Here is a 19,855-nt window from a genome sequence, read left to right as displayed (position 1 = left end):
GTGGCCGGGGCCGACCGACCCGGGGCAGATGCCCAGGCCGTCGTCGCCCTGGGGGGAGGGCACGGACTGCATGCGTCGTTGAGCGCGCTGCGGCTGCTCGTCGACGACCTGACCGTCGACCAGCTCACCGCGATCGTCACGGTCGCCGACAACGGCGGCTCCAGCGGCCGGCTCCGACGGGAGTTCGGCGTGCTCCCGCCGGGCGACCTGCGGATGGCGCTCGCCGCGCTGTGCGGCGCGGACCGCTGGGACGACACCTGGGCGCAGGTGCTGCAGCACCGCTTCGCCGGCGAGGGCGAGATGCGCGGCCACAACCTCGGCAACCTGCTGATCGTGGGCCTGTGGGAGCAGCTCGGCGACCACGTCGAGGCACTCGACTGGGTCGGCCGCCTGCTGGGCGCGAAGGGCCGGGTCCTGCCGATGGCGCTGGTGCCGATGGACATCGTCGCCGAGGTCAGCGGGCTGGTCCCGGGCGACCCGGAGGCCCGACTGGAGATCAGCGGGCAGGTCGAGGTCGCCACCACCGACGGACGGATCGAGTCGATCCAGCTGGTCCCCGACAACCCACCGGCCGCCCCTGACGCCGTCAAGGCGATCTGCGAGGCCGAGTGGGTGTTCCTGGGCCCCGGCTCCTGGTTCACCTCCGTACTGCCGCACCTGATGGTCCGCGCCCTGCGCGAGGCCCTGGTCGCGACCTCCGCGAAGATCGTCGTCGTGCTCAATCTCGGCGAGCAGCCGGGGGAGACGACCGGCTTCGGCCCCGCCGAGCACCTCTCGGTCCTCCTCGAGCATGCCCCCGACCTCCGCATCCACACAGTCCTCGTCGACTCCTCCCTCGACGGCCTCGACGAGCTGTCGAGGGTGGCCGAGAAGTGCGGTGCGCAGGTCGAGGTCGCCGATGTCGCCGTCGGCGACGGGACCCCTCGCCACGACCCGGAGCGGCTGGCCGCTGCGTACGCGAGGGTGATCGGGGCGGGTTAGAGCGGGCTCCGACGTGGAACCGATTCGAGGGTCGTTGACAACAATGAAAGACTCTCCGGCATGGCGATGACGGGACAGGTGAAGGCCGAGCTGGCCTCCACTCAGATCACCAAGACATGCTGCCGGAAGGCAGAGGTTGCCTCGACGTTGAGGTTCGCTGGGGGGATCCACATCGTGGCAGGCAGGATCGTGGTCGAGGCTGAGCTCGACACCGGTCTGGCCGCCAGGAGATTGAAGCGAGACATCGCCGACGTCTTCGGTCACGAGGCAGAGGTGGCTCTCATCCAGGCGAGCGGGCTTCGTAAGGGCAGCCGCTACATCGTGCGCGTGGTCAAGGACGGTGAGGCGCTGGCGCGTCAGACCGGCCTTCTCGACCAGCGTGGCCGGCCGGTGCGGGGTCTTCCGCCTGCCGTCGTCTCGGGCGGAGCCTGCGACGCGGTGGCCGCCTGGCGCGGTGCCTTCCTGGCCCACGGCTCGCTCACCGAGCCGGGCCGCTCCTCCTCGATGGAGGTGACCTGCCCGGGCTCGGAGTCGGCTCTTGCCCTCGTCGGCGTCGCCCGTCGTATCGGCATCTCGGCGAAGCCGAGGGAGGTACGCGGCGTGGACCGTGTCGTCATCCGCGACGGTGACGCGATCGGCCAGTTGCTGACCCGCCTGGGCGCCCACGAGTCGCTGATGGCCTGGGAAGAGCGCCGGATGCGCCGCGAGGTCCGCGCCACCGCCAACCGGCTGGCCAACTTCGACGACGCCAACCTGCGCCGCTCGGCCCGTGCGGCCGTCGCTGCCGGCGCCCGCGTCGAGCGCGCCCTGGAGATCCTCGGCGAGGACATCCCCGACCACCTGCGCCAGGCAGGCAAGCTCCGCCTGGAGCACAAGCAGGCCTCGCTCGAGGAGCTCGGACAGCTCCACGACCCGGTGCTGACCAAGGACGCCATCGCCGGCCGCATCCGCCGCCTGCTCGCGATGGCCGACAAGCGGGCCGAGGAGCTCGGCATCCCCGACACCGAGGCGTCGCTGACCGCGGAGATGCTCGCCGAGGACGCCTGAGAGCAGCATCCACGACCTGAAACCGGCCCGAGCCCCTCGACTGATCGAGGGGCTCGGGCCGTTTGCTACTCGTCCGTCTTTTGGAACGATCCAACCCAGTCTCCCGCTGTTCAGAGGCGCTGGGTAGTGTCGGCGTCAGCGGGTGATCCCGCGCACAATCTTTTCGACGCGAACCAGGAGTCCACGTGACAGTCCGAGTAGGCATCAACGGATTCGGCCGGATCGGCCGCAACTTCTTCCGCGCGGTGCGCGCCTCCGACCTCGACATCGAGATCGTCGGGGTCAACGACCTCAGCGACAACGCGACCCTCGCGACGCTGCTGAAGTTCGACTCGATCCTCGGCCCGCTCGGCGCCGACGTGTCCGCCACCGAGGACGCGATCGTCGTCGACGGCAAGGAGATCAAGGCGTACGCAGAGCGCGACCCGGCCAACATCCCCTGGAAGGACCTCGACGTCGACGTCGTGATCGAGTCGACCGGGTTCTTCACCGACGCGACCAAGGCACGCGCCCACATCGACTCCGGCGGCGCGAAGAAGGTGATCATCTCCGCGCCGGCGAAGAACGAGGACGCCACCATCGTGATGGGCGTCAACGAGTCGATCTACGACCCCGAGGCCCACACGGTGATCTCCAACGCCTCGTGCACGACCAACTGCCTGGCGCCGCTGGCGAAGGCGCTCAACGACGGCGTCGGCATCAACCAGGGCCTGATGACGACGATCCACGCCTACACCGCCGACCAGAACCTTCAGGACAACATCCACAAGGACATGCGCCGCGCCCGTGCCGCCGCGCTCAACGTCGTGCCCACCTCGACCGGCGCCGCCAAGGCCATCGGTCTGGTGCTGCCGGAGCTGAAGGGCAAGCTCGACGGCTACGCCCTGCGGGTGCCGGTGCCGACCGGCTCGATCGTCGACCTCTCCTTCGAGGCCTCGCGCGAGACCTCGGTCGAGGAGATCAACTCGATCATGGAGAAGGCCGCGGACGGGAAGTACCTCGTCTACTCGACCGACCCGATCGTCTCCTCCGACATCGTCACCAACGCGGCGTCCTCGATCTTCGACGCCCCGCTGACCAAGGTGATCGGCAACCAGGTCAAGGTAGCGGCGTGGTACGACAACGAGTGGGGCTACTCCAACCGGCTCGGTGACCTGGTGGCATACGTTGGCGCGAGCCTGTGACCCAGCGACCTGCCTCACAGGTTAGGGTCTAGCCCGTTATGTCTCTGAATCTCACGCAGCTCATCGAGCAGGGTGTCGCGGGCAAGCGAGTTCTCGTGCGCTCCGACCTCAACGTCCCGTTGGAAGGCACCACGATCACCGACGACGGTCGCATCCGTGCCTCGGTGCCCACGATCAAGGCGCTGGCCGATGCCGGCGCCAAGGTCGTGGTGGTCGCCCACCTCGGTCGGCCGAAGGGAGAGCCGGACCCGGCTTACTCGCTGGCCCCCGTGGCGACCCGCCTCGGTGAGCTGCTCGGCGCCGAGGTCGCCTTCGCGACCGACACCGTCGGCGACTCCGCCAACTCGGTCGTCGGCGGACTCGCCGACGGCCAGGTCGCGCTGCTGGAGAACGTACGCTTCAACGCCGGTGAGACGAGCAAGGACGACATCGAGCGGGCGGCCTTCGCCGCCGAGCTCGCCGCCCTGGCCGACGCCTTCGTATCCGACGGCTTCGGCGTGGTCCACCGCAAGCAGGCCTCCGTCTACGACGTCGCCAAGCTGCTCCCGAGCGCGCAGGGCGGCCTGGTGGCCACCGAGATCGAGGTGCTCAAGCGGCTCACCGAGACCCCCGAGCGCCCCTACGTCGTCGTCCTCGGCGGCTCGAAGGTCTCCGACAAGCTCGGCGTGATCGACAACCTGCTCGGCAAGGCGGACAAGCTGCTCATCGGGGGCGGCATGGTCTTCACCTTCCTCAAGGCCCAGGGCTACGAGGTCGGCCAGTCGCTGCTCGAGGAGGACCAGATCCTCACCGTGCTCGGCTACCTCGAGCGCGCCGAGGAGATCGGCGTCGAGATCCTGCTGCCGACCGACGTCGTGGTCGCCGACTCCTTCGGCGACGAGGCCTCCGCCCGCGTGGTCGCGGCCAACGCGATCCCGTCCGACTCGCTCGGACTCGACATCGGTCCGGAGTCGGCCCAGGCCTACGCCGCCGCGCTCGAGGGCGCCAAGACGGTCTTCTGGAACGGCCCGATGGGCGTCTTCGAGCAGGCTGCCTTCGCCGAGGGCACCCGCGCGGTAGCCCAGGCGCTCACCACGATCGACGGCCTCTCGGTCGTCGGTGGTGGCGACTCCGCCGCGGCGATCCGCCAGCTCGGGTTCGCCGATGACCAGTTCGGTCACATCTCGACCGGCGGGGGTGCCTCGCTCGAATACCTGGAGGGCAAGACCCTTCCGGGCGTCGCCGTGCTGGACGAGGCGACCGTTGTCGGGGGACTGGGCTGATGGCGGCCAAGAAGGCGGCCACGGGGCGCACCCCGCTCATCGCCGGCAACTGGAAGATGAACCTCAACCACCAAGAAGCGGTGGTCCTGGTCCAGAAGCTCGCTTGGACGCTCTCCGACAAGCGCCACGACTTCGCCGCCGTGGAGGTGGCGGTCTTCCCGCCGTTCACCGACATCCGTTCGGTGCAGACGCTGGTCGACGGCGACAAGATGCGCATCACCTACGGTGCCCAGAACGTCTCCACCCAGGAGTCCGGCGCCTACACCGGCGAGGTCTCGGCCGCGATGCTGGCCAAGCTCGGCTGCTCCTATGTGATCGTGGGTCACTCCGAGCGTCGTGAGCACTATGGCGAGACCGACGAGATCGTCGCGCTCAAGGCCAAGATCGCGCTCAAGCACAACATGATCCCGATCGTGTGTGTCGGCGAGGGCCTCGAGGTCCGCCAGGCCGGCAACCACCTCGACCACTGCACCGCCCAGGTCGAGGGCTCGCTGGCCGGGCTCACCGACGCAGAGGTCGGCCAGGTCGTGATCGCCTACGAGCCGGTCTGGGCCATCGGCACGGGGGAGACCGCCACCGCGCAGGACGCGCAGGAGGTCTGCGCCGGCATCCGGGACCAGCTCGAGAAGAGCTACGGCGCGGAGATCGCCGATGGCGTACGCATCCTCTACGGCGGCTCGGTGAAGCCCAACAACGTGGCCGCGCTGATGCAGGAGGCCGACGTCGACGGGGCGCTGGTCGGCGGGGCGAGCCTCTCGGTCGAGGACTTCGCGGCCATCTCGCGCTACTACGACCTGCCAGTCCTCTAGGCCAGTGCTGTAGGTTTCGGGCTCTCCAGATAGGATTTCAGACGTGGAACTTCTCTTCACCATCATCCTGGTCATCGCGAGTGCGCTGATGATCCTGCTCGTGCTGCTTCACAAGGGCCGCGGTGGCGGACTCTCCGACATGTTCGGTGGCGGTGTCTCGAGCTCGCTGGGTGGATCGTCGGTCGTCGAGCGCAACCTCGACCGGCTCACCATCGGCATCGGTGTCATCTGGTTCGCCTGTGTGATCGCGCTCGGCCTGCTGATGGCCTACTGAAACATTCCCCTTCAGCGCACGCGCGATAGCGTCTAAACTCATCGACGCTGGACGGAGATTTTGCCGTCCGATTCCCCCAAAGTGGCCTCTCGGGGCTGCGAAATTTAAGTTGAGAGAGGACACTGCAGCACCATGGCAGGTGGAGGGAACGCGATTCGGGGCTCCCGAGTCGGTGCTGGGCCGATGGGTGAGGCGGAGCGCGGCGAGGCAGCGCCGCGGAAGGCCGTCACCTACTTCTGCACCAACGCACATCGCTCGGTCATCACCTTCGCCGTCGAGGCGACGCCACCGGACTCCTGGGACTGTCCCAAGTGTGGGCTCCCAGCCGGTCTGGACGAGGAGAACGCGCCCCCGGCGCCGAAGATCGAGCCTTACAAGACCCACCTCGCCTACGTGAAGGAGCGCCGCTCCGACGCCGAGGCCGAGGACATCCTGGAGGAGGCAATCGCCCTCCTCCGCTCCCGCCGCAAATCCGGCGAGATCATCTTCTGAAATACCCGCCGAGTCGGCGCATCTGCTCCAAGCAGAGGCGCCGGCTCGGCGCATTCTGACCGAAACCTGCGCCGAGCCGGACCCGTTATGACGAGCCGGCTCGGCTCGGGTTAGCAGGTGGCGCCGAAGACGGATTCGGCGTACTCCGGGTGGTCGATGAACGGGTTCCGGTTGCGCTGGTAGGTGGAGTAGATGGTGTTGTTGCGGGTGCGTTCGGCTGCGGTGACGGGGTCGGCGGTGTGCCAGCCGAGCAGGACGCAGACCTTGCCGAGGTAGTTGGTCGAGCCGTTGATGGAGTTGTTGACCTCCAGGTCGGCGAAGCCGTCGTCGCCGTTGTAGCGCACGGCCATGTAGAGGATGCCGCGGGCGAGGTCGCCCTTGACGCTGTCCCGGGGCTCGAAGGAGTCGGCGTCGGTCCAGCAGTCGCTGCACTCCGAGACTGCGGACCCGCCCAGGTCGAAGTCCTTGTTGCCGCGGGTGGAGTTGACGGTGACGTCCTCGGGCCGCAGGTGGTGTACGTCGGTGCCGGGACCGTTGCTGGTGCCGAAGTCGCCATGGCTCTGCGGCCAGGTGTGCTCGCGGTTCCAGTTGTTGGCGTCGCCGCCGTTGTTGGTCTTCGGTGTGGAGATCCCGGAGTAGAACTCGATGACGTTCGCGGAGTTGTTCGGGTCCTGGTCGAGGACCTTCAGTGCCTCCCAGACCGCGCTGTAGGACAGCGTGGTGTGGCCGTCGATGATGTTGTGCAGCGCCGACTTCAGCGACGAACCGGACAGGCCGGCGGCCGAGTCGTAGTAGCCCGCCGGAATGCTCGGGTCCGCGGTCGGGGTGGCTGTCGGAGTCGGGGTCGGCGTCGGCGTGGATCCGGCGAACGCGAAGGCGGTGGCGTTCTTGTGGCCGGGATGGGAGAAGTACGCCGTCAGGGTGCCGGTCACGTCGATCTGACGCCCCTTGAGGCCCGGGTTGGACCGGAGGCCCCAAGCGCTGCGGAACGCGTCGGGGATCTGCACGTAGAGCATCTTGGACGTGCTGGTCTCCGACGCCGAGTCAGCGATCGCGAGAGCGTAGTCGCTGGGGTAGTTGCTCGTCACGACCGTGCTGGTCGCTGTGGGCTGGCCGACGACGTAGCCGCGTACGGTGGCCGTCGAGCCGTTCTGGGTGGCGATCGCCGTGGTGACGTTGATCGTGGCCGCCTGGGCCGGGGCGGTCGTGATCACGACCGCCATGAAGCTCGCCAGGGCGAGGGCAACGAGGCTGGCCAGGGTCAGGCCGAGCCGCCGAGAGGGGCTGAAGGACATGCTCGGATGGTGGCAGGTCCGTAGGGGTGCGCGGCACCCGATGCGGGAAAGATTTACCCGGCGTTAGCATGCTGGGTAACTGAATTCCCGAGACGTTCGCGCCGACTCGGCGTCGGTCAGAGCTTCGAGGCGGCGGCCCGGTCCAGGAACCAGGTGGTCTCGGTGGTGCCGGTGACGCCGGTGGCGGGGATCTCGGTGATCGGCGCGCCGGCATGTGCCTTGGCCACGGCTTCGGCCTTCCCCTCGCCACTGACCAGGAACCAGACGGTCGTGGACCGGCGCAGCGCCTCGAAGGTGAAGGTGATGCGCTCGGGCGGGGGCTTGGGGGAGCCGGTGACGCCGACGGCGATCGCATCCTTCGCCTCGAGCTGCGGGAAGCCGGGGAAGAGGGAGGCGATGTGGCCGTCGGGGCCGACGCCGAGCATCAGGATGTCGAAGCCGCCGGAGCCGTGGCTGCGTACGTCCTCGGAGAACTGTGCCGCGGCCTCGTCGACGCTCAGGCCGGAGTCGGTGGCGGGCATCTCGTGGATGCGGTGGTCCGGGACGCCGACCTCGGTCAGGAAGGCGGCGCGGGCCTGGCCGGCGTTGCGGTCGGGGGAGTCGGCGGCGACGTAGCGCTCGTCGCCGAAGAAGAACTCGACCGCGCCCCAGTCGACACCCGACTCGGGCGCGAGGCGGGCGATCTCGCGATGGATCGCCTCGGCGATCGTGCCACCGGTGAGGCCGATGGTGGGAACGTCGCCGGCCGCCTGCAGGTCGGCAAGGCGGCTGAGGAACTCTCCGGCGACCGCCGAGGCCAGGGCCTCAGCGGTGTCGTGGACCTCGATGAGTGACTCGGGATGACCGTCGCTGGTCACTTGCGCTTCTCTCTGTAGTAGGCGATGAGGGATTGGGTGGAGGTGTCCTGCTGCTTGGCGGTGTCCGCGTCACCGGAGACCGCCGGGCTGATCTGGACGGCGAGCTGCTTGCCGAGCTCGACGCCCCACTGGTCGAAGGAGTCGATGCCCCACACCACGCCCTGGGTGAAGGTGATGTGCTCGTAGAGGGCGATCAGCTGGCCCAGTACGCCGGGGGTCAGCGACGGCGCCATGATCGAGGTGGTCGGCCGGTTGCCGGAGAAGACTCGCGCGTTGACGATGTCCTCCGCGGTGCCCTCGGCGCGCACCTGCTCGGCGGTCTTGCCGAAGGCGAGCGCCTGGGTCTGGGCGAAGAAGTTGGCCAGGAACAGCTCGTGCACGTCGACGTCGGCGCCGTCCTTGAGCGGATAGGCCGGGTTGGCGAACGCGATGAAGTCGGCCGGGATCACCCGGGTGCCCTGGTGGATCAGCTGGTAGAACGCGTGCTGTCCGTTGGTGCCGGGCTCGCCCCAGAACACCTCGCCGGTGTCCGTGGTGACCGCGGTGCCGTCCCAGCGGACCGACTTGCCGTTGGACTCCATCGTCAGCTGCTGAAGGTACGCGGGGAACCGATGCAGCAGCTGGGAGTAGGGCAGCACGGCGTGGGTCTGAGCGTCGAGGAAGTTGACGTACCAGACGTTCAGGAGACCCATCAGTGCCGGCACGTTCTGCGCGAGCGGCGTCTTCGCGAAATGCTCGTCGATCGCGTGGAATCCGCCGAGGAACTCGGCGAACCCCTCCGGCCCGATGGCGATCGCCAGGGAGGTGCCGATCGCGGAGTCGACGGAGTAGCGGCCGCCGACCCAGTCCCAGAAGCCGAAGGCGTTCTCCGGGTCGATCCCGAAGGCCTCGACCTTGTCCAGCGCCGTGGAGACCGCGACGAAGTGCTTGCGTACGGCGTCGGCCTGGTCCACGTCGGAGCCCAGGACCTCGAGCAGCCAGGCCCGCGCCAGCCGGGCGTTGGTCAGCGTCTCCAGCGTCGAGAAGGTCTTCGAGGAGACGACGAACAGCGTGGTGGCGGGGTCGAGCCCCTTCAGCTTCTGGCCGGCGTCGGTGGGATCGATGTTGGAGATGAACCGGCACTCGATCTCCGGGTGACGGAACGGCTCGAGCGCCTCGTAGGCCATCACCGGGCCCAGGTCGGAGCCGCCGATGCCGATGTTGACGACCGTCCGGATCCGCTCGCCGGTGACGCCCTTCCACTCACCGGAGCGGACCCGGTCGGCGAAGGCGTACATCTTCGCCAGGGTCTCGTGGACGGCGGGCACGACGTCGGTGCCGTCGACCTCGAGGGAGGCGTCGGCGGGGAGACGCAGGGCGGTGTGGAGCACCGCGCGGTCCTCGGTGACGTTGATGTGCTCGCCGGCNCCGTCAAGCGTCTGGACGCTATCGCCGAGGGATAGTCGGAAAGCACCACGAAGGCGCCGGCTCGTTGACCGAGCCGGCGCCTTTCTCGTGCCGTGACTCCTCGCGCCTTACCTCAGCGCGCTATCGCACACCCTGGTCGCCGGCGCCGCTAACGCACGCCACAACCCCGCCGCAGAGACGGGAGGCACTGACAGGATGGCGGCGTGAGGATCTCGAGCTACGTACGTGACGGACTCACCTTCGACGTGATCGACTCGGGCCCGGCCGACGGCGACCCGGTCGTGCTCCTGCACGGTTTCCCGGAGCGGGCGACCTGCTGGCGCGAGGTGTCACCGATCCTCCACGAGGCCGGCTTCCGCACGATCGCCCCGGACCAGCGCGGCTACTCGCCGGGCGCGCGGCCGCGTACGCGCCTCGGCTACGGCGCAGGCAAGCTGGTCGAGGACGTGGTGGCGCTCATCGACGAGATCGGCCGGCCGGTGCACCTGGCTGGTCACGACTGGGGGAGTGCGGTCGGTTGGGGAGTGGCGGCCAAGCGACCCGACCTGGTCCGGAGCTGGACCGCGATGTCGGTGCCGCACCCGGTCCCGTTCGCCCGGTCGATGAAGGGTCTGCAGCGGCGCAAATCGGTCTACATGGCGCTCTTCAACATCCCGCTGCTTCCCGAGCTGGCCTCCGGGCGAGGCGGCCGGATGGAGCGGATGATGCGGGGGAGTGGCTGGAACGACGAAGACGTCGAGCGCTTCCGGGAGGAGATCGTCGACTACGGCGCGCTGCCCGGTGGCTTGGGCTGGTATCGCGCCCTACCCCTGGCCCCGCGCGTCGGCCGGGTCTCGGTGCCGACGACGATGCTCTGGAGTGATGGCGACGTCGCGATCGGCCGGACGGCTCTGGAGGGCAACGAGGAGTCCGTCACCGGTCCCTACGAGTTCATCGAGCTGACCGGGGTCAGCCACTGGATCCCCACCAAGGCGCCGCGGGCGGCCGCTGACGCGATCCTCTCGACCATCGCCAGGGCGAGTCGGTCGTGAGCCAGGGCCCCGGCTGAGTGTCGGGTGCGCGGGCTCAGCCCTCCTCGGTCCCGCCGACGGTCGGAGAGGTCGACCGGGGCGTGGTGTCGCGAGCTGTGATCGCGTCGCGGACACCGCCGATCGCCGTACGGATCATGTCGCCGTACGGCCCTTTCGGCAGCGCGGCGACACGCTCCTCCGCCTTGCCGATCTGTTCGGCGGCTGCCTCGAAGGAGCCGAGGCGACGCAGGTTGTCGGCGATGTTGAGGTGCAGGCTCGGATAGAAGCCGGCGACCTCGAGGCCCGCATGGTGCTCACCGGCCCGATGGTCGGTGAGGGCGCCGGCGGCGTCGAGGGCGCGTACGTCCCAGATGAGTGCCTCGGCCGGATCGGGATGCAGGTCGGCGAGGTAGTGCGCGAGCGTGCACCGGTGAAGCGGATCGCCCAGCACCCCGAGGTCCTCCCAGATGGCGAGCAGCTCCTGTCGTGCTCTGGCGGTCTCGCCTTCGTGGCCGAGGGTCACGGCGGTGGTGATGGCGTCCATCGTGGGGTCAGCGGCAGGGGTCGCGGTCATGCCTCGATGCTGAGGCTTCGACCGACCCGAAGGTCAAGAGTTGAGTACGCGAGCTCATCACGCCACGCCCCAACGTCGCCAGACTCGTCGCATGCTCGCTTTCGACCGCCCGGCCAGTGTCCGCTGGCGCATCACGCGCGTGCCCTGGTTCCCCATCACCACCGCGCTGGCGTCCGTGGTGGCTGTTCTGGCCGTCGGGAAGCTGGCCGCGAACTGGCTGGACGTCTATCTCGTCTTCTTCGGTGAGCAGCCGCAGATCGCGCCATCGAACATCGCCGCCTACCGAGTCTGGGGTGCGATCGCGGTCGCCGCACTCCTGTGTGGCGCGGTCGCCCACATGCTCAACCCCGACCGCCGAATGCTCGGGACCTTCTGGCAGGGCTTGCTGGTCATCGTCGGCACGGCGATGGTCCTGCTCTGCTACATCCCTGGCGCGGTGGATCTACCGGCGCCGGAGCAGGAGGAGGATGGCTATCGCGCCCCGCCCTGCTACTCCGGCGGCGACAACGACGAGTGTGTCGGTGGCTGACGCTGCCGGCCGTCCCTTCAGTTGCTGTCAGCCGCGGTCGTGGAGCGTGATCTGGTAGCCGTCGGGGTCGGCGAAGGTGAACGTACGCCCGAAGGGGCCGTCGATCGCGGGGGAGACGATGGTGTGTCCGTCGGTGACGAGAGCATCGTGGATGGCCTGGACGTCGGTGGCATGGAGCCAGATCGCAGCACCGATGCCAGGCTGGGGGACAGACGCGAGATCGGTGCCCGGCACGACCTCGCGAAGCGCGAACGCGATCGGCTTCGTCTCGAAGACGACGGCATGCGGAGGCCCGGCCGGCGAGCGGACGAGGCCGAGGTAGTGCTCGTAGAACGCCTGCGACGCGTCGAGGTCGCGCGCCTGCAGGGAGATGAAGTCGGGGCCGGTGACGGGCATGATGATGCTCCTTCGAAGTGTGTCAGTTATCTGACACAAGGAAGTTATGTCAGAATACTGACATGAGTCAAGAGGGCGTCGACCTGGACAAGTCGCTGGGCTACCTCCTGAAGGAGGCGTCGAGCGCCCTGCGCGCCGCGATGGAGGAGGTGCTGCGCCCGCTCGGGATGAGCGTCACCCACTACGCCTGCCTCGAACTGCTGGCGCAGCGGCCCGGTCTGTCGAACTCCGAGCTCGCCCGAGGCGCGTTCGTGACGCGCCAGACGATGAACGTGCTGCTCCGCTCCTTGGAGCGAGACGGCGACGTGACCAGGCCGGCGGAGGCCCCCGTCGGAAAGGTCCTCCCCACGCGGCTCACCCCCCAAGGCCGGCGGAAGCTCGAGGAGGCCACCGTCGCGGTTCGATCTGTCGAGGTCAGGATGCTGACCGGCATGAGTCCGACCGATCAGTCCGACGCGTTCCGGATCCTGCAGGGCATGATCCACTCCCTACGGGAAGGTGGCGACGACGCCTGACCGACCCGCAGCTGCGAGGTTACGAGCGGACCCTTGAAGCACGCCAGAGCGCAGCGGCAAGCCATAGGGCCGCGACGGCGACGAGTACGCCCCAGACGATTCGCCAAGCGTGCGGGAGGAAGTACTGGGGGAGCATGGTGACGAGAAGAGCGGCGAGCGGGACGGCGCTCCAGCGGGGCAGGGAGCCCGAGCGCCAGACCGCGATCGAGGCGAGCACGGCGGCGACGGCGATGAGCAGCAGTCCGATCACGAAGACGGTCATCGCGGTCGGGTCGAGGCGAAAGTCGTTGCCCACGTCGGTCAGGCTGGGGTCGCCGTCAGCTACGGCGCGCTCGCCGATGGCCTTGAGACCGTAGACCTCTGCGCCGTAGTAGGAAATGGTCAGGCCGGAGCCGATGTAGCCGATGACGGCGGCGAGGTAGGCGGTCTTCTCCTGTGGCGTGCCGTCGAGGAAGCCCCGGATCGCGCCATAGCCGAGCGGGATGAGAATGAGGCCGACGATGGCACTGATGTGCGCGATGCTCCAGCCGGCGGAAGCCCACGCCGCCGCTCCATCGAGGGTGGCCTCGTCGGCGCGTGGGGCAACGGCCTCGTAGACGGCAAAGAGGATGCCAGCGATCGCGAACGCGACGGCGCCCATCTGGGTGCGGCGGGCGGGGGAGGTGTGGGGGACGGTCACTGCGAAGCTCCTCGGTGGATGCAGTGAGAGCAGTGCTCTCAATTGCGAGCGATGATGACATGCATCCCCATGCACCGCACGCGCTTTTGGCCGGCATTCGTCCAAGAAGATCCGGGCGACCCTCCGTGTGTGACTGATAGGCCAAAGCGCTATCGCACACCGTGGTGATTTGCCGCGGTACAGCACAGATAATCGATCGTCACGATCACCGTGGTGGCGTCCCCGCCATGGATCGGGAGCCGGGCGGGGTCGAGGGTCTCGAGCATTTGGCACAACGCCCGGCCCAGGCGGCGGTCGTAGGGCAGGTAGTCGCCGGTCTCGGTGCGGGTGCCGTCATCGCGGCGGGGTGAGGCAAAGGCCTCCAGGTTGGTCGCGAGCCGGTCCGCGGTCGCATCAGGGATGACCGCGGTGATCCGGGTGGTGCCGTCCCCGAGGCGCCGCATGCTCAGGCGGGTCTTCGTCCGGGCGTGGGCCTCCTCGGCCGCGAGCCGTTTGGCTTCCTCGGCCTCCGCGACCTCCGGGGCGATGACATCGAGGATCCGGCGCCCCAGCCGGCGCAGCTGGGTGGGGTCGAACCGGGTCGCGTAGGCCACCAGGGCCTCTTCGGCCTTGATCCGGATCTCGGGGTCGAGGTCGGCCGGCAGGTCGTCAAGGGCATTCACGATGACGTGAGCTTGGGCCGGGTTGCAGTCGCCACGGAGCATCGCGGCCGCGACCAGCCCGTAGGAACGGTCGAGGGCCTGGGCGAGCCGGAGGTCGGCGCGCAGGGTCTCGGGGCGTTGATTGGTGTGGTGATGCAGCCACGCCGCCACATCCCGTGCCGCGCTCTCGGCGGCCACGTCATCGGCGGTCGCGATCACGCGGAGTTCGAGCTCCGCGAGCTGCGCCTTGGCGCGGGCGATCTCGAGTAGCGTGGCGGCCTTCTGATCGGTGGCCATGAACGCCGGATTCGCCTCCGCAACCAGACCAAGCGAGGTAGTGACTGCGACCACGGCCTCGAGCACAGGGTGTTGGGGTTGTTGCAGCGTGGTCATCGAACCGGTCACCTCCCGACGTACGAACTCTCCACACCCGCGCACGCGGATGTGTTCTGGTTCGCTGGTCTCGGAGGCCCGGCAGTACGGGCTATTACTTACCCTCGCAGCTCAGCGTTCACGCCCCTGGTTCCCCTGGATTACCCCACACCCGTTGTGTCTCGGATGGGTAGGGCACGCCTCTTTCGAGGTGGTCGGCCTTCACGTTTACGCCTGCGCCGAGCCTACCACACAACCCAAAACCAATGAACCCAGTCAGGGACAGATATCCCCAACAAAACCCAGACCGCTGCTGGAAGTCCGCAAGACACCCGAATGGCACCCAACCCAGACACCCTGGTTCTAAATCTCCCAAGCCAAACAACGTATTGGCCCCACCCGCGCTGGAACCCCGCACGAGACCAACGGACACACGTCCAGATCCCCACTCGAATGCGGCCAGCGAGCCACGAAGACGCTCCAGCGTGAAGGTGCCCCAAGAACCCGTGGACGAGGACCGGAGTCGTAGTCAATAAGACGAAGCGCTATCGCACACGATGGTTGCTTTCCGCGATACAGCACAAACACCAGCCGCAAAGAGAGGCCCCGGCAGGCGCCGGAGCCTCTCATGACGTCGGTGATGAATCAGGATGCAGCGAGAGATCGCCCGATCCGCAGCGCCTGCTCGCTAGCCCCGCCGAAGACGAACTCGAAGCGCTTGGCGGTCGTGAAATAGCGATGCGCCTCGCCGTCGAGGTCGATGCCGACACCGCCGTGGACGTGGACGGTGGTGTGTGCGAGGCGGTGGGCGGCGTCGGCGGCCCAGAGCTTGGCGACGGCGACCTGGTCGTCGGCGGGGAGGCCGGAGGAGACCCGCCAGACAGCCTGCCAGAGCGTGAGCCGCTGGGCGAGTACGTCGATGAACCCGTCGGCCAGCCGCTGGGAGACGGCCTGGAAGGTGCCGATGGCGCGGCCGAACTGCTCCCGGGTCTTGGCGTACGACGAGGTGAGCGAGAGGGCTCCTTCGGTGACCCCCAGCAGCTCGGCGGCCGACGCCACGGTCAACAGCGAGCCGAGCCGGGCAGCGGCCGAGGAGTCCCCGACACGACGGGCGGGGGCTGAGGCGAACGAGACCAGCGCGGTGACGTCGCCGTCGCTGGTGTGCTGCGCTCGACGGTCGACGCCCTCGGCGGATGCCTCGACCAGGAAGACGCCGACGGTGCCGTCCGGGGATGCGGCGGTCACCAGGAAGGCATCGGCGATCATCCCGGCTCTGACCAGCGTCTTCACGCCGGTGACCGTGTCTCCCGTGGCGACGACCATAGGGACGTCGGGCAGGTGGGAGTGCTCCTCGGCGACCGCGGCCGTCAGGATCCGGGATCCGTCGGCGACGCCGGTCAATGCGTCGGCGGCGGTCTCGGCGAGGAACAAGCCGCACGGCCCGTGCACGGCGAGCGGCACCGGCGCGACCTGCCGCCCGGCCTCGACCAGCACCCGGCACAGCTCGACGAGCCCGAGCCCGGCACCGTCGTACGTCTCGGGCAGATGCAGGCCGAGCAGCCCGGCCTCGCCGAGGGCGGACCAGAGGGAGGCGTCGAAGCGGCCGCGGTCGCCGGCAGCCGCCTCGACCGTACGCAGCCGGTCGAGCGAGGTCGCATCGCCGATGATCTTGGCCGCGAGCTCGGCGGCGTCGTCGGATTCGGTGGTGAAGGAGAAGTCCATGAGGTGTCCTCGGGTCGGGATGATTAGCGCTTGGCGGCGGGGAGGCCGAGGCCCACGTAGCCGATGATGTCTCGCTGGATCTCGTTGGTGCCGCCACCGAAGGTCATGACCAGCGAGGAGCGGTGGAACCGCTCGAGGCGGCCGGCGAGCACGGCGCCGGGGGAGTCGGCGGTGATCCCCGCGTGCGGTCCGACGATCTCCATCAGCGTGCGATAGACCTCGGTCGCGAGCTCGGAGCCGTAGACCTTGGTCGCCGACGCCTCGGCCGGCGAGAGCGCGACCCCGTGGTCGGCGTCCGAGGCGAGCTTCCAGTTGATCAGCGAGAGCGCTTCGATGCGTGCGTGCGCCCGGCCGAGGGCCAGCTGGACCCACTCGGTGTCGATCACCCGGCCGCCATCGGGGACGACCGTGGTCCGCGCCCACTCCTTCACCAGCCCGAGCGAGTGGACCAGCGGCGCGGCGGAGGTGAGCGCGACCCGCTCGTGGTTGAGCTGGTTGGTCATCAGTGCCCAGCCGCCGCCGCGCGAGGAGACGAGATTCGACGCAGGCACGCGCACGTCGGAGTAGTAGGTCGCCGAGGTGCCCACTCCCGCCACGGTCTGGACCGGCGTGTAGGAGAACCCCTCGGAGGATGTCGGCACCAGGATCATCGACAGCCCCTTGTGCCGCGACGCCTCCGGTTCTGTCCGACAGGCGAGCCAGATCCAGTCCGCATACTGGATCAGCGAGGTCCACATCTTCTGGCCGTTGATGACCCACTCACCGGAGCCTTCATCGAGCACCGCGCGAGTCTGCAGCGAGGCGAGGTCCGTCCCAGAGCCCGGCTCGGAGTAGCCGATCGAGAAGTGCAGCTCGCCGGCGAGGATCTTCGGCAGGAAGTATGCCTTCTGCTCCTCGGTCCCGAACCGCATGATCGTCGGTCCGACCGTGTTGAGCGTGAGATAGGGGATCGGCACCCCGGCCACGGCGGCGGCGTCGGTGAAGATCAGCTGCTCCACCATCGAGCGGTCCTGGCCGCCGTACTCCTTCGGCCAGCCGATCCCCAGCCAGCCGTCGGCGCCGATCTGGCGGATGGTCGAGAGGTAGACCTCCTTGTCACCCTCGTCGCCGAACTCGCCCGAGGCCCGCGCGAGTGCAGCGCGGCGCTCCGGCGTGACCAACTGGGCGAAATAGGAGTTGAGCTCTGAGCGAAGTTGCTCCTGGGCGGGTGTCAAGGCCACATGCATGTGATAAAACTAGAACAGGTTCCACTTCTTGGATAGACCCCAGCGGAAGGTACGACGATGGCCGACCCCACCACCCAGACCCGCACGCTCGACCACGGCTCCCAGCCGGAGCGCTTCGCGCGCGGTTGGCACTGCCTGGGTCTGGCCAGCGAGTTCAAGGATGGCAAGCCTCACGCCGTCGAGGCGTTCGGCGGCAAGCTGGTCGTCTGGGAGAACACCAAGGGCGAGCTGGGCGTGCTCGACGGCTACTGCCGCCACATGGGCGGCGACCTCACCCAGGGCACCGTGAAGGGCGACGAGGTCGGCTGTCCGTTCCACGACTGGCGATGGGGCGCCGACGGCCGCTGCAAGCAGATCCCCTACGCCCGCCGCGTCCCGCTGCGCGCTCGCACCAAGGCGTACGAGACCGTGATCCGCAACGACTCGTTGCTGATCTGGCACGACCCGGAGGGTTCGAAGCCCGACTACGACATCCTGCCGCCGGAGCTGCCCGACGTCAGCAACCGCGAGGTCTACACCGACTGGATCTGGAACACCGTCCCGATCAAGGGCAGCCACTGCCGCGAGCTGATCGACAACGTGGTCGACATGGCGCACTTCTACTACGTGCACTTCGCCTTCCCGACCGACTTCCGCAACGTCTTCGAGGACCACATGGCCACGCAGTACATGGCCTCCCGAGGGCGCCCGGACGTCTCCGGCGGCTACGGTGACGCCGAGATGTTCCTCAAGTCCGAGGCGACCTACTACGGCCCGGCGTACATGATCAACTGGCTCGAGGTCGACTACAAGGGCTTCGTGACCGAGGTGATCCTGATCAACTGTCACATCCCGACCGGCCCCGATTCGTTCCTCCTGCAGTACGGCATCACGGTCAAGAAGCCCGAGGGTCTCGACGACAAGACCGCGAACTTCATCGGCAAGAAGTACGCCGACATGTTCGGCGACGGGTTCCTCCAGGACGTAGCGATCTGGGAGAACAAGGCGCCGGTGCAGAACCCGCTGCTGTGCGAGGAGGACGGCCCGGTCTACCAGCTGCGCCGCTGGTACGAGCAGTTCTACGTCGACGTCGCCGACATCGAGCCCGAGATGCGTGCCCGCTTCGAGTTCGAGGTCGACACCACCAAGGCCAACGAGTTCTGGCACGAGGAGGTCGCCGAGAACCTGCGCCGGATCGAGGCCGAGAAGGCTGAGAACCCTGAGTCGAGCGACGCAGGGGTCAGTTGATGGCCTCGTTCGTCCCGACGTCGCCGGACACCGTCGAGGACCAGCGGCTCTACACCCAGGCCCGCCTGGTCGAGGTGGAGTGTCTCGACTGCCTCGCCCGCGTCGGGGTGAAGAAGAACAGCGAGCACCAGACCTCCGTCCAGTGGACGGCCGAGGCGCAGGCCCAGTGTCCGGATCTCGTACGCCGCAAGGCCGCCGCCAACGGCGAGCGGCTCGCCCATTCCCGCTGCCCTCGTCTGGCCGCGTCCATCGAAGCAGCCGTCGCCGACGGCCGGATCCAGATCGGAGCCGAGGATGGCTACTGACTCTTTCCTGCTGCCCGTCAGCGACGTGGTCAAGGAGACCGCCGATGCGCACTCGATCGTCTTCGAGCTGCCCGAAGATGTGAGGCACGCGTTCCAGCCGAAGCCGGGGCAGTTCCTCACCGTCGCCGTGCCGAGTGACCGTGACGGCCTGGCGGCGCGCTGCTACTCGCTCTCCAGCGCGCCGGGTGACCCGCTCACGGTGACCGTCAAGCGCACCGTGGACGGCTACGCGTCCAACTGGATCTGCGACAACCTCCGCCCCGGCGACACGCTTCGCGTGCTCCCGCCGAGCGGGATCTTCACCCCTGCCGACATCGACGCCGACTTCCTGCTCTTCGCCGGCGGCTCGGGGGTCACCCCGATCATCTCGATCGCCCGCACGGCCCTGCGGGAGGGCACCGGAAGGATCGTGGTCTTCTACGCCAACCGCGACGAACGCTCGGTGATCTTCGCCGAGGAGTGGGCGCGGCTGGCCGCCGAGCACCCGGACCGGCTCCAGGTGATCCACTGGCTCGAGTCGGTCCAGGGGCTGCCCACCGGTGAACAGCTCAAGGCGTTCGCGGCCGACCATCTGACGTACGACGCCTTCGTCTGTGGGCCGGCGCCGTTCATGAAGGCGACGGTCGCGGCGCTCAAGGAGCTCGAGTTCCCGCGAGCGCGGCGGCATCAGGAGAAGTTCGCGTCCCTGGGCGGCAACCCGTTCGGCGAGGTCGCCCCGGTCAAGGAGGCGGAGACCGAGGTCGTCGACGACGGCCCCAAGCAGCCCGCCACGCTCGAGATCGAGCTGGACGGCACCACCACGACGTACGACGACTGGGACCCCGGCACCCCGATGCTCGAATTCCTCGAGGCGAAGGGTGTCAAGGCGCCCTACTCGTGTCGCGAGGGCGAGTGCTCGGCGTGCGCGTTCCGGCTGCTCGAGGGCGAGGTGAAGATGGTGCGCAACGACGTGCTCGAGCAGGAGGACCTCGACGACGGGATCCGGCTCGGCTGCCAGTCGTTGCCGACCACCGACACCGTCCGCGGCACCTACTCCTGAGGGACTCGCGAG

21 protein-coding genes and 1 pseudogene are annotated in these 19,855 nt (G+C 68.4%); 13 read left to right on the top strand and 9 right to left on the bottom strand.

The features are described 5' to 3' along the window. From yvcK to ACFX43_RS12605, 7 genes are all read left to right on the top strand, one after another. Entirely contained in the window at positions 1 to 981 is a 981-nt protein-coding gene (yvcK, locus tag ACFX43_RS12635; protein WP_355227705.1) for a uridine diphosphate-N-acetylglucosamine-binding protein YvcK, read from the top strand. Positions 982 to 1,041: 60 nt separating this feature from the next. Then, on the top strand, positions 1,042 to 2,028 hold the full coding sequence (gene whiA, locus ACFX43_RS12630; protein WP_045547796.1) for a DNA-binding protein WhiA: 987 nt from the start codon (positions 1,042 to 1,044) through the stop codon (positions 2,026 to 2,028). Positions 2,029 to 2,213: 185 nt separating this feature from the next. Next, positions 2,214 to 3,212 carry a type I glyceraldehyde-3-phosphate dehydrogenase gene (gene gap, locus ACFX43_RS12625; protein WP_378821289.1) on the top strand — a complete coding sequence of 333 codons (999 nt, stop codon included), beginning with the start codon at positions 2,214 to 2,216 and terminating at the stop codon, positions 3,210 to 3,212. Positions 3,213 to 3,250: 38 nt separating this feature from the next. Then, on the top strand, positions 3,251 to 4,474 hold the full coding sequence (locus ACFX43_RS12620; RefSeq protein WP_378821286.1) for a phosphoglycerate kinase: 1,224 nt from the start codon (positions 3,251 to 3,253) through the stop codon (positions 4,472 to 4,474). After that, the gene (gene tpiA / locus ACFX43_RS12615; RefSeq protein WP_378821283.1) at positions 4,474 to 5,283 is read left to right on the top strand and encodes a triose-phosphate isomerase; all 810 of its coding nucleotides are present in this window, start codon (positions 4,474 to 4,476) and stop codon (positions 5,281 to 5,283) included. Before ACFX43_RS12620 ends, tpiA begins: the two co-directional genes overlap by 1 nt. A gap of 43 nt (positions 5,284 to 5,326) precedes the next feature. Then, complete coding sequence (gene secG, locus ACFX43_RS12610) at positions 5,327 to 5,557, top strand: preprotein translocase subunit SecG (RefSeq protein ID WP_008357155.1); 231 nt, start codon at positions 5,327 to 5,329, stop codon at positions 5,555 to 5,557. A gap of 132 nt (positions 5,558 to 5,689) precedes the next feature. After that, complete coding sequence (locus ACFX43_RS12605; RefSeq protein ID WP_160022595.1) at positions 5,690 to 6,049, top strand: RNA polymerase-binding protein RbpA; 360 nt, start codon at positions 5,690 to 5,692, stop codon at positions 6,047 to 6,049. A gap of 110 nt (positions 6,050 to 6,159) precedes the next feature. On the opposite strand, the gene ACFX43_RS12600 is transcribed toward ACFX43_RS12605, so the two are convergent. The 3 genes and pseudogenes from ACFX43_RS12600 to pgi form a co-directional block, all read right to left on the bottom strand. Beyond that, a complete protein-coding gene (locus ACFX43_RS12600; protein ID WP_378821275.1) occupies positions 6,160 to 7,344 on the bottom strand; it encodes an endonuclease in 1,185 nt (394 codons plus the stop codon). 116 nt (positions 7,345 to 7,460) lie between these two features. Continuing rightward, on the bottom strand, positions 7,461 to 8,201 hold the full coding sequence (gene pgl, locus ACFX43_RS12595; protein ID WP_378821273.1) for a 6-phosphogluconolactonase: 741 nt from the start codon (positions 8,199 to 8,201) through the stop codon (positions 7,461 to 7,463). Beyond that, positions 8,198 to 9,607, bottom strand: a pseudogene (pgi, locus tag ACFX43_RS12590) (glucose-6-phosphate isomerase); the annotation flags it as partial. The pseudogene pgi and the gene pgl, both read right to left, overlap by 4 nt. Positions 9,608 to 9,811: 204 nt before the next feature. Between pgi and ACFX43_RS12585 the strand changes: the two are divergent. Next, positions 9,812 to 10,639 carry an alpha/beta fold hydrolase gene (locus tag ACFX43_RS12585; RefSeq protein ID WP_378821271.1) on the top strand — a complete coding sequence of 276 codons (828 nt, stop codon included), beginning with the start codon at positions 9,812 to 9,814 and terminating at the stop codon, positions 10,637 to 10,639. A 34-nt stretch (positions 10,640 to 10,673) separates the two neighbouring features. On the opposite strand, the gene ACFX43_RS12580 is transcribed toward ACFX43_RS12585, so the two are convergent. Next, positions 10,674 to 11,192 carry a hypothetical protein gene (locus ACFX43_RS12580; RefSeq protein WP_378821269.1) on the bottom strand — a complete coding sequence of 173 codons (519 nt, stop codon included), beginning with the start codon at positions 11,190 to 11,192 and terminating at the stop codon, positions 10,674 to 10,676. Positions 11,193 to 11,283: 91 nt separating this feature from the next. On the opposite strand from ACFX43_RS12580, the gene ACFX43_RS12575 reads away from it, so the two are divergent. Further along, positions 11,284 to 11,721 carry a hypothetical protein gene (locus ACFX43_RS12575; RefSeq protein ID WP_378821267.1) on the top strand — a complete coding sequence of 146 codons (438 nt, stop codon included), beginning with the start codon at positions 11,284 to 11,286 and terminating at the stop codon, positions 11,719 to 11,721. A 27-nt stretch (positions 11,722 to 11,748) separates the two neighbouring features. Here ACFX43_RS12575 and ACFX43_RS12570 read toward each other — a convergent pair whose 3' ends face one another. After that, the gene (locus ACFX43_RS12570) at positions 11,749 to 12,117 is read right to left on the bottom strand and encodes a VOC family protein (RefSeq protein WP_378821264.1); all 369 of its coding nucleotides are present in this window, start codon (positions 12,115 to 12,117) and stop codon (positions 11,749 to 11,751) included. A 62-nt stretch (positions 12,118 to 12,179) separates the two neighbouring features. Here ACFX43_RS12570 and ACFX43_RS12565 point away from each other — a divergent pair, with 62 nt between their 5' ends. Continuing rightward, a complete protein-coding gene (locus tag ACFX43_RS12565) occupies positions 12,180 to 12,632 on the top strand; it encodes a MarR family winged helix-turn-helix transcriptional regulator (protein ID WP_378821262.1) in 453 nt (150 codons plus the stop codon). A 19-nt stretch (positions 12,633 to 12,651) separates the two neighbouring features. Here the strand turns inward: ACFX43_RS12565 and ACFX43_RS12560 are convergent, their stop codons facing one another. From ACFX43_RS12560 to ACFX43_RS12545, 4 genes are all read right to left on the bottom strand, one after another. Continuing rightward, positions 12,652 to 13,311, bottom strand: a complete 660-nt coding sequence (locus tag ACFX43_RS12560) for a hypothetical protein (protein ID WP_378821259.1) — start codon at positions 13,309 to 13,311, stop codon at positions 12,652 to 12,654. Between the two features lie 149 nt (positions 13,312 to 13,460). After that, positions 13,461 to 14,249 carry a DUF222 domain-containing protein gene (locus ACFX43_RS12555; protein WP_378821256.1) on the bottom strand — a complete coding sequence of 263 codons (789 nt, stop codon included), beginning with the start codon at positions 14,247 to 14,249 and terminating at the stop codon, positions 13,461 to 13,463. 720 nt (positions 14,250 to 14,969) lie between these two features. Beyond that, positions 14,970 to 16,046, bottom strand: a complete 1,077-nt coding sequence (locus ACFX43_RS12550) for an acyl-CoA dehydrogenase family protein (RefSeq protein ID WP_378821254.1) — start codon at positions 16,044 to 16,046, stop codon at positions 14,970 to 14,972. A gap of 23 nt (positions 16,047 to 16,069) precedes the next feature. Next, positions 16,070 to 17,272: an acyl-CoA dehydrogenase family protein gene (locus ACFX43_RS12545; RefSeq protein ID WP_378821251.1), complete on the bottom strand. Its 1,203-nt coding sequence runs from the start codon at positions 17,270 to 17,272 to the stop codon at positions 16,070 to 16,072. Positions 17,273 to 17,329: 57 nt separating this feature from the next. On the opposite strand from ACFX43_RS12545, the gene ACFX43_RS12540 reads away from it, so the two are divergent. Genes ACFX43_RS12540 through ACFX43_RS12530 form a run of 3 tightly spaced genes read left to right on the top strand, consistent with a single transcriptional unit; the run spans position 17,330 to position 19,843 of the window. Next, positions 17,330 to 18,499, top strand: a complete 1,170-nt coding sequence (locus tag ACFX43_RS12540; RefSeq protein ID WP_378821248.1) for a Rieske 2Fe-2S domain-containing protein — start codon at positions 17,330 to 17,332, stop codon at positions 18,497 to 18,499. Further along, positions 18,499 to 18,804, top strand: a complete 306-nt coding sequence (locus ACFX43_RS12535) for a hypothetical protein (protein ID WP_378821245.1) — start codon at positions 18,499 to 18,501, stop codon at positions 18,802 to 18,804. The genes ACFX43_RS12540 and ACFX43_RS12535 overlap by 1 nt, the downstream gene beginning before the upstream one ends. Further along, positions 18,794 to 19,843 carry a 2Fe-2S iron-sulfur cluster-binding protein gene (locus ACFX43_RS12530; RefSeq protein WP_378821242.1) on the top strand — a complete coding sequence of 350 codons (1,050 nt, stop codon included), beginning with the start codon at positions 18,794 to 18,796 and terminating at the stop codon, positions 19,841 to 19,843. Before ACFX43_RS12535 ends, ACFX43_RS12530 begins: the two co-directional genes overlap by 11 nt. Positions 19,844 to 19,855 lie beyond the last annotated feature (12 nt).

Source organism: Nocardioides sp. YIM B13467 (assembly GCF_042788075.1).
In the GTDB taxonomy this organism is placed as follows: domain Bacteria; phylum Actinomycetota; class Actinomycetes; order Propionibacteriales; family Nocardioidaceae; genus Nocardioides.
The sequence above is the reverse complement of the archived record's forward strand: the minus strand, read 5'-3'. Positions and strand labels throughout refer to the sequence as shown.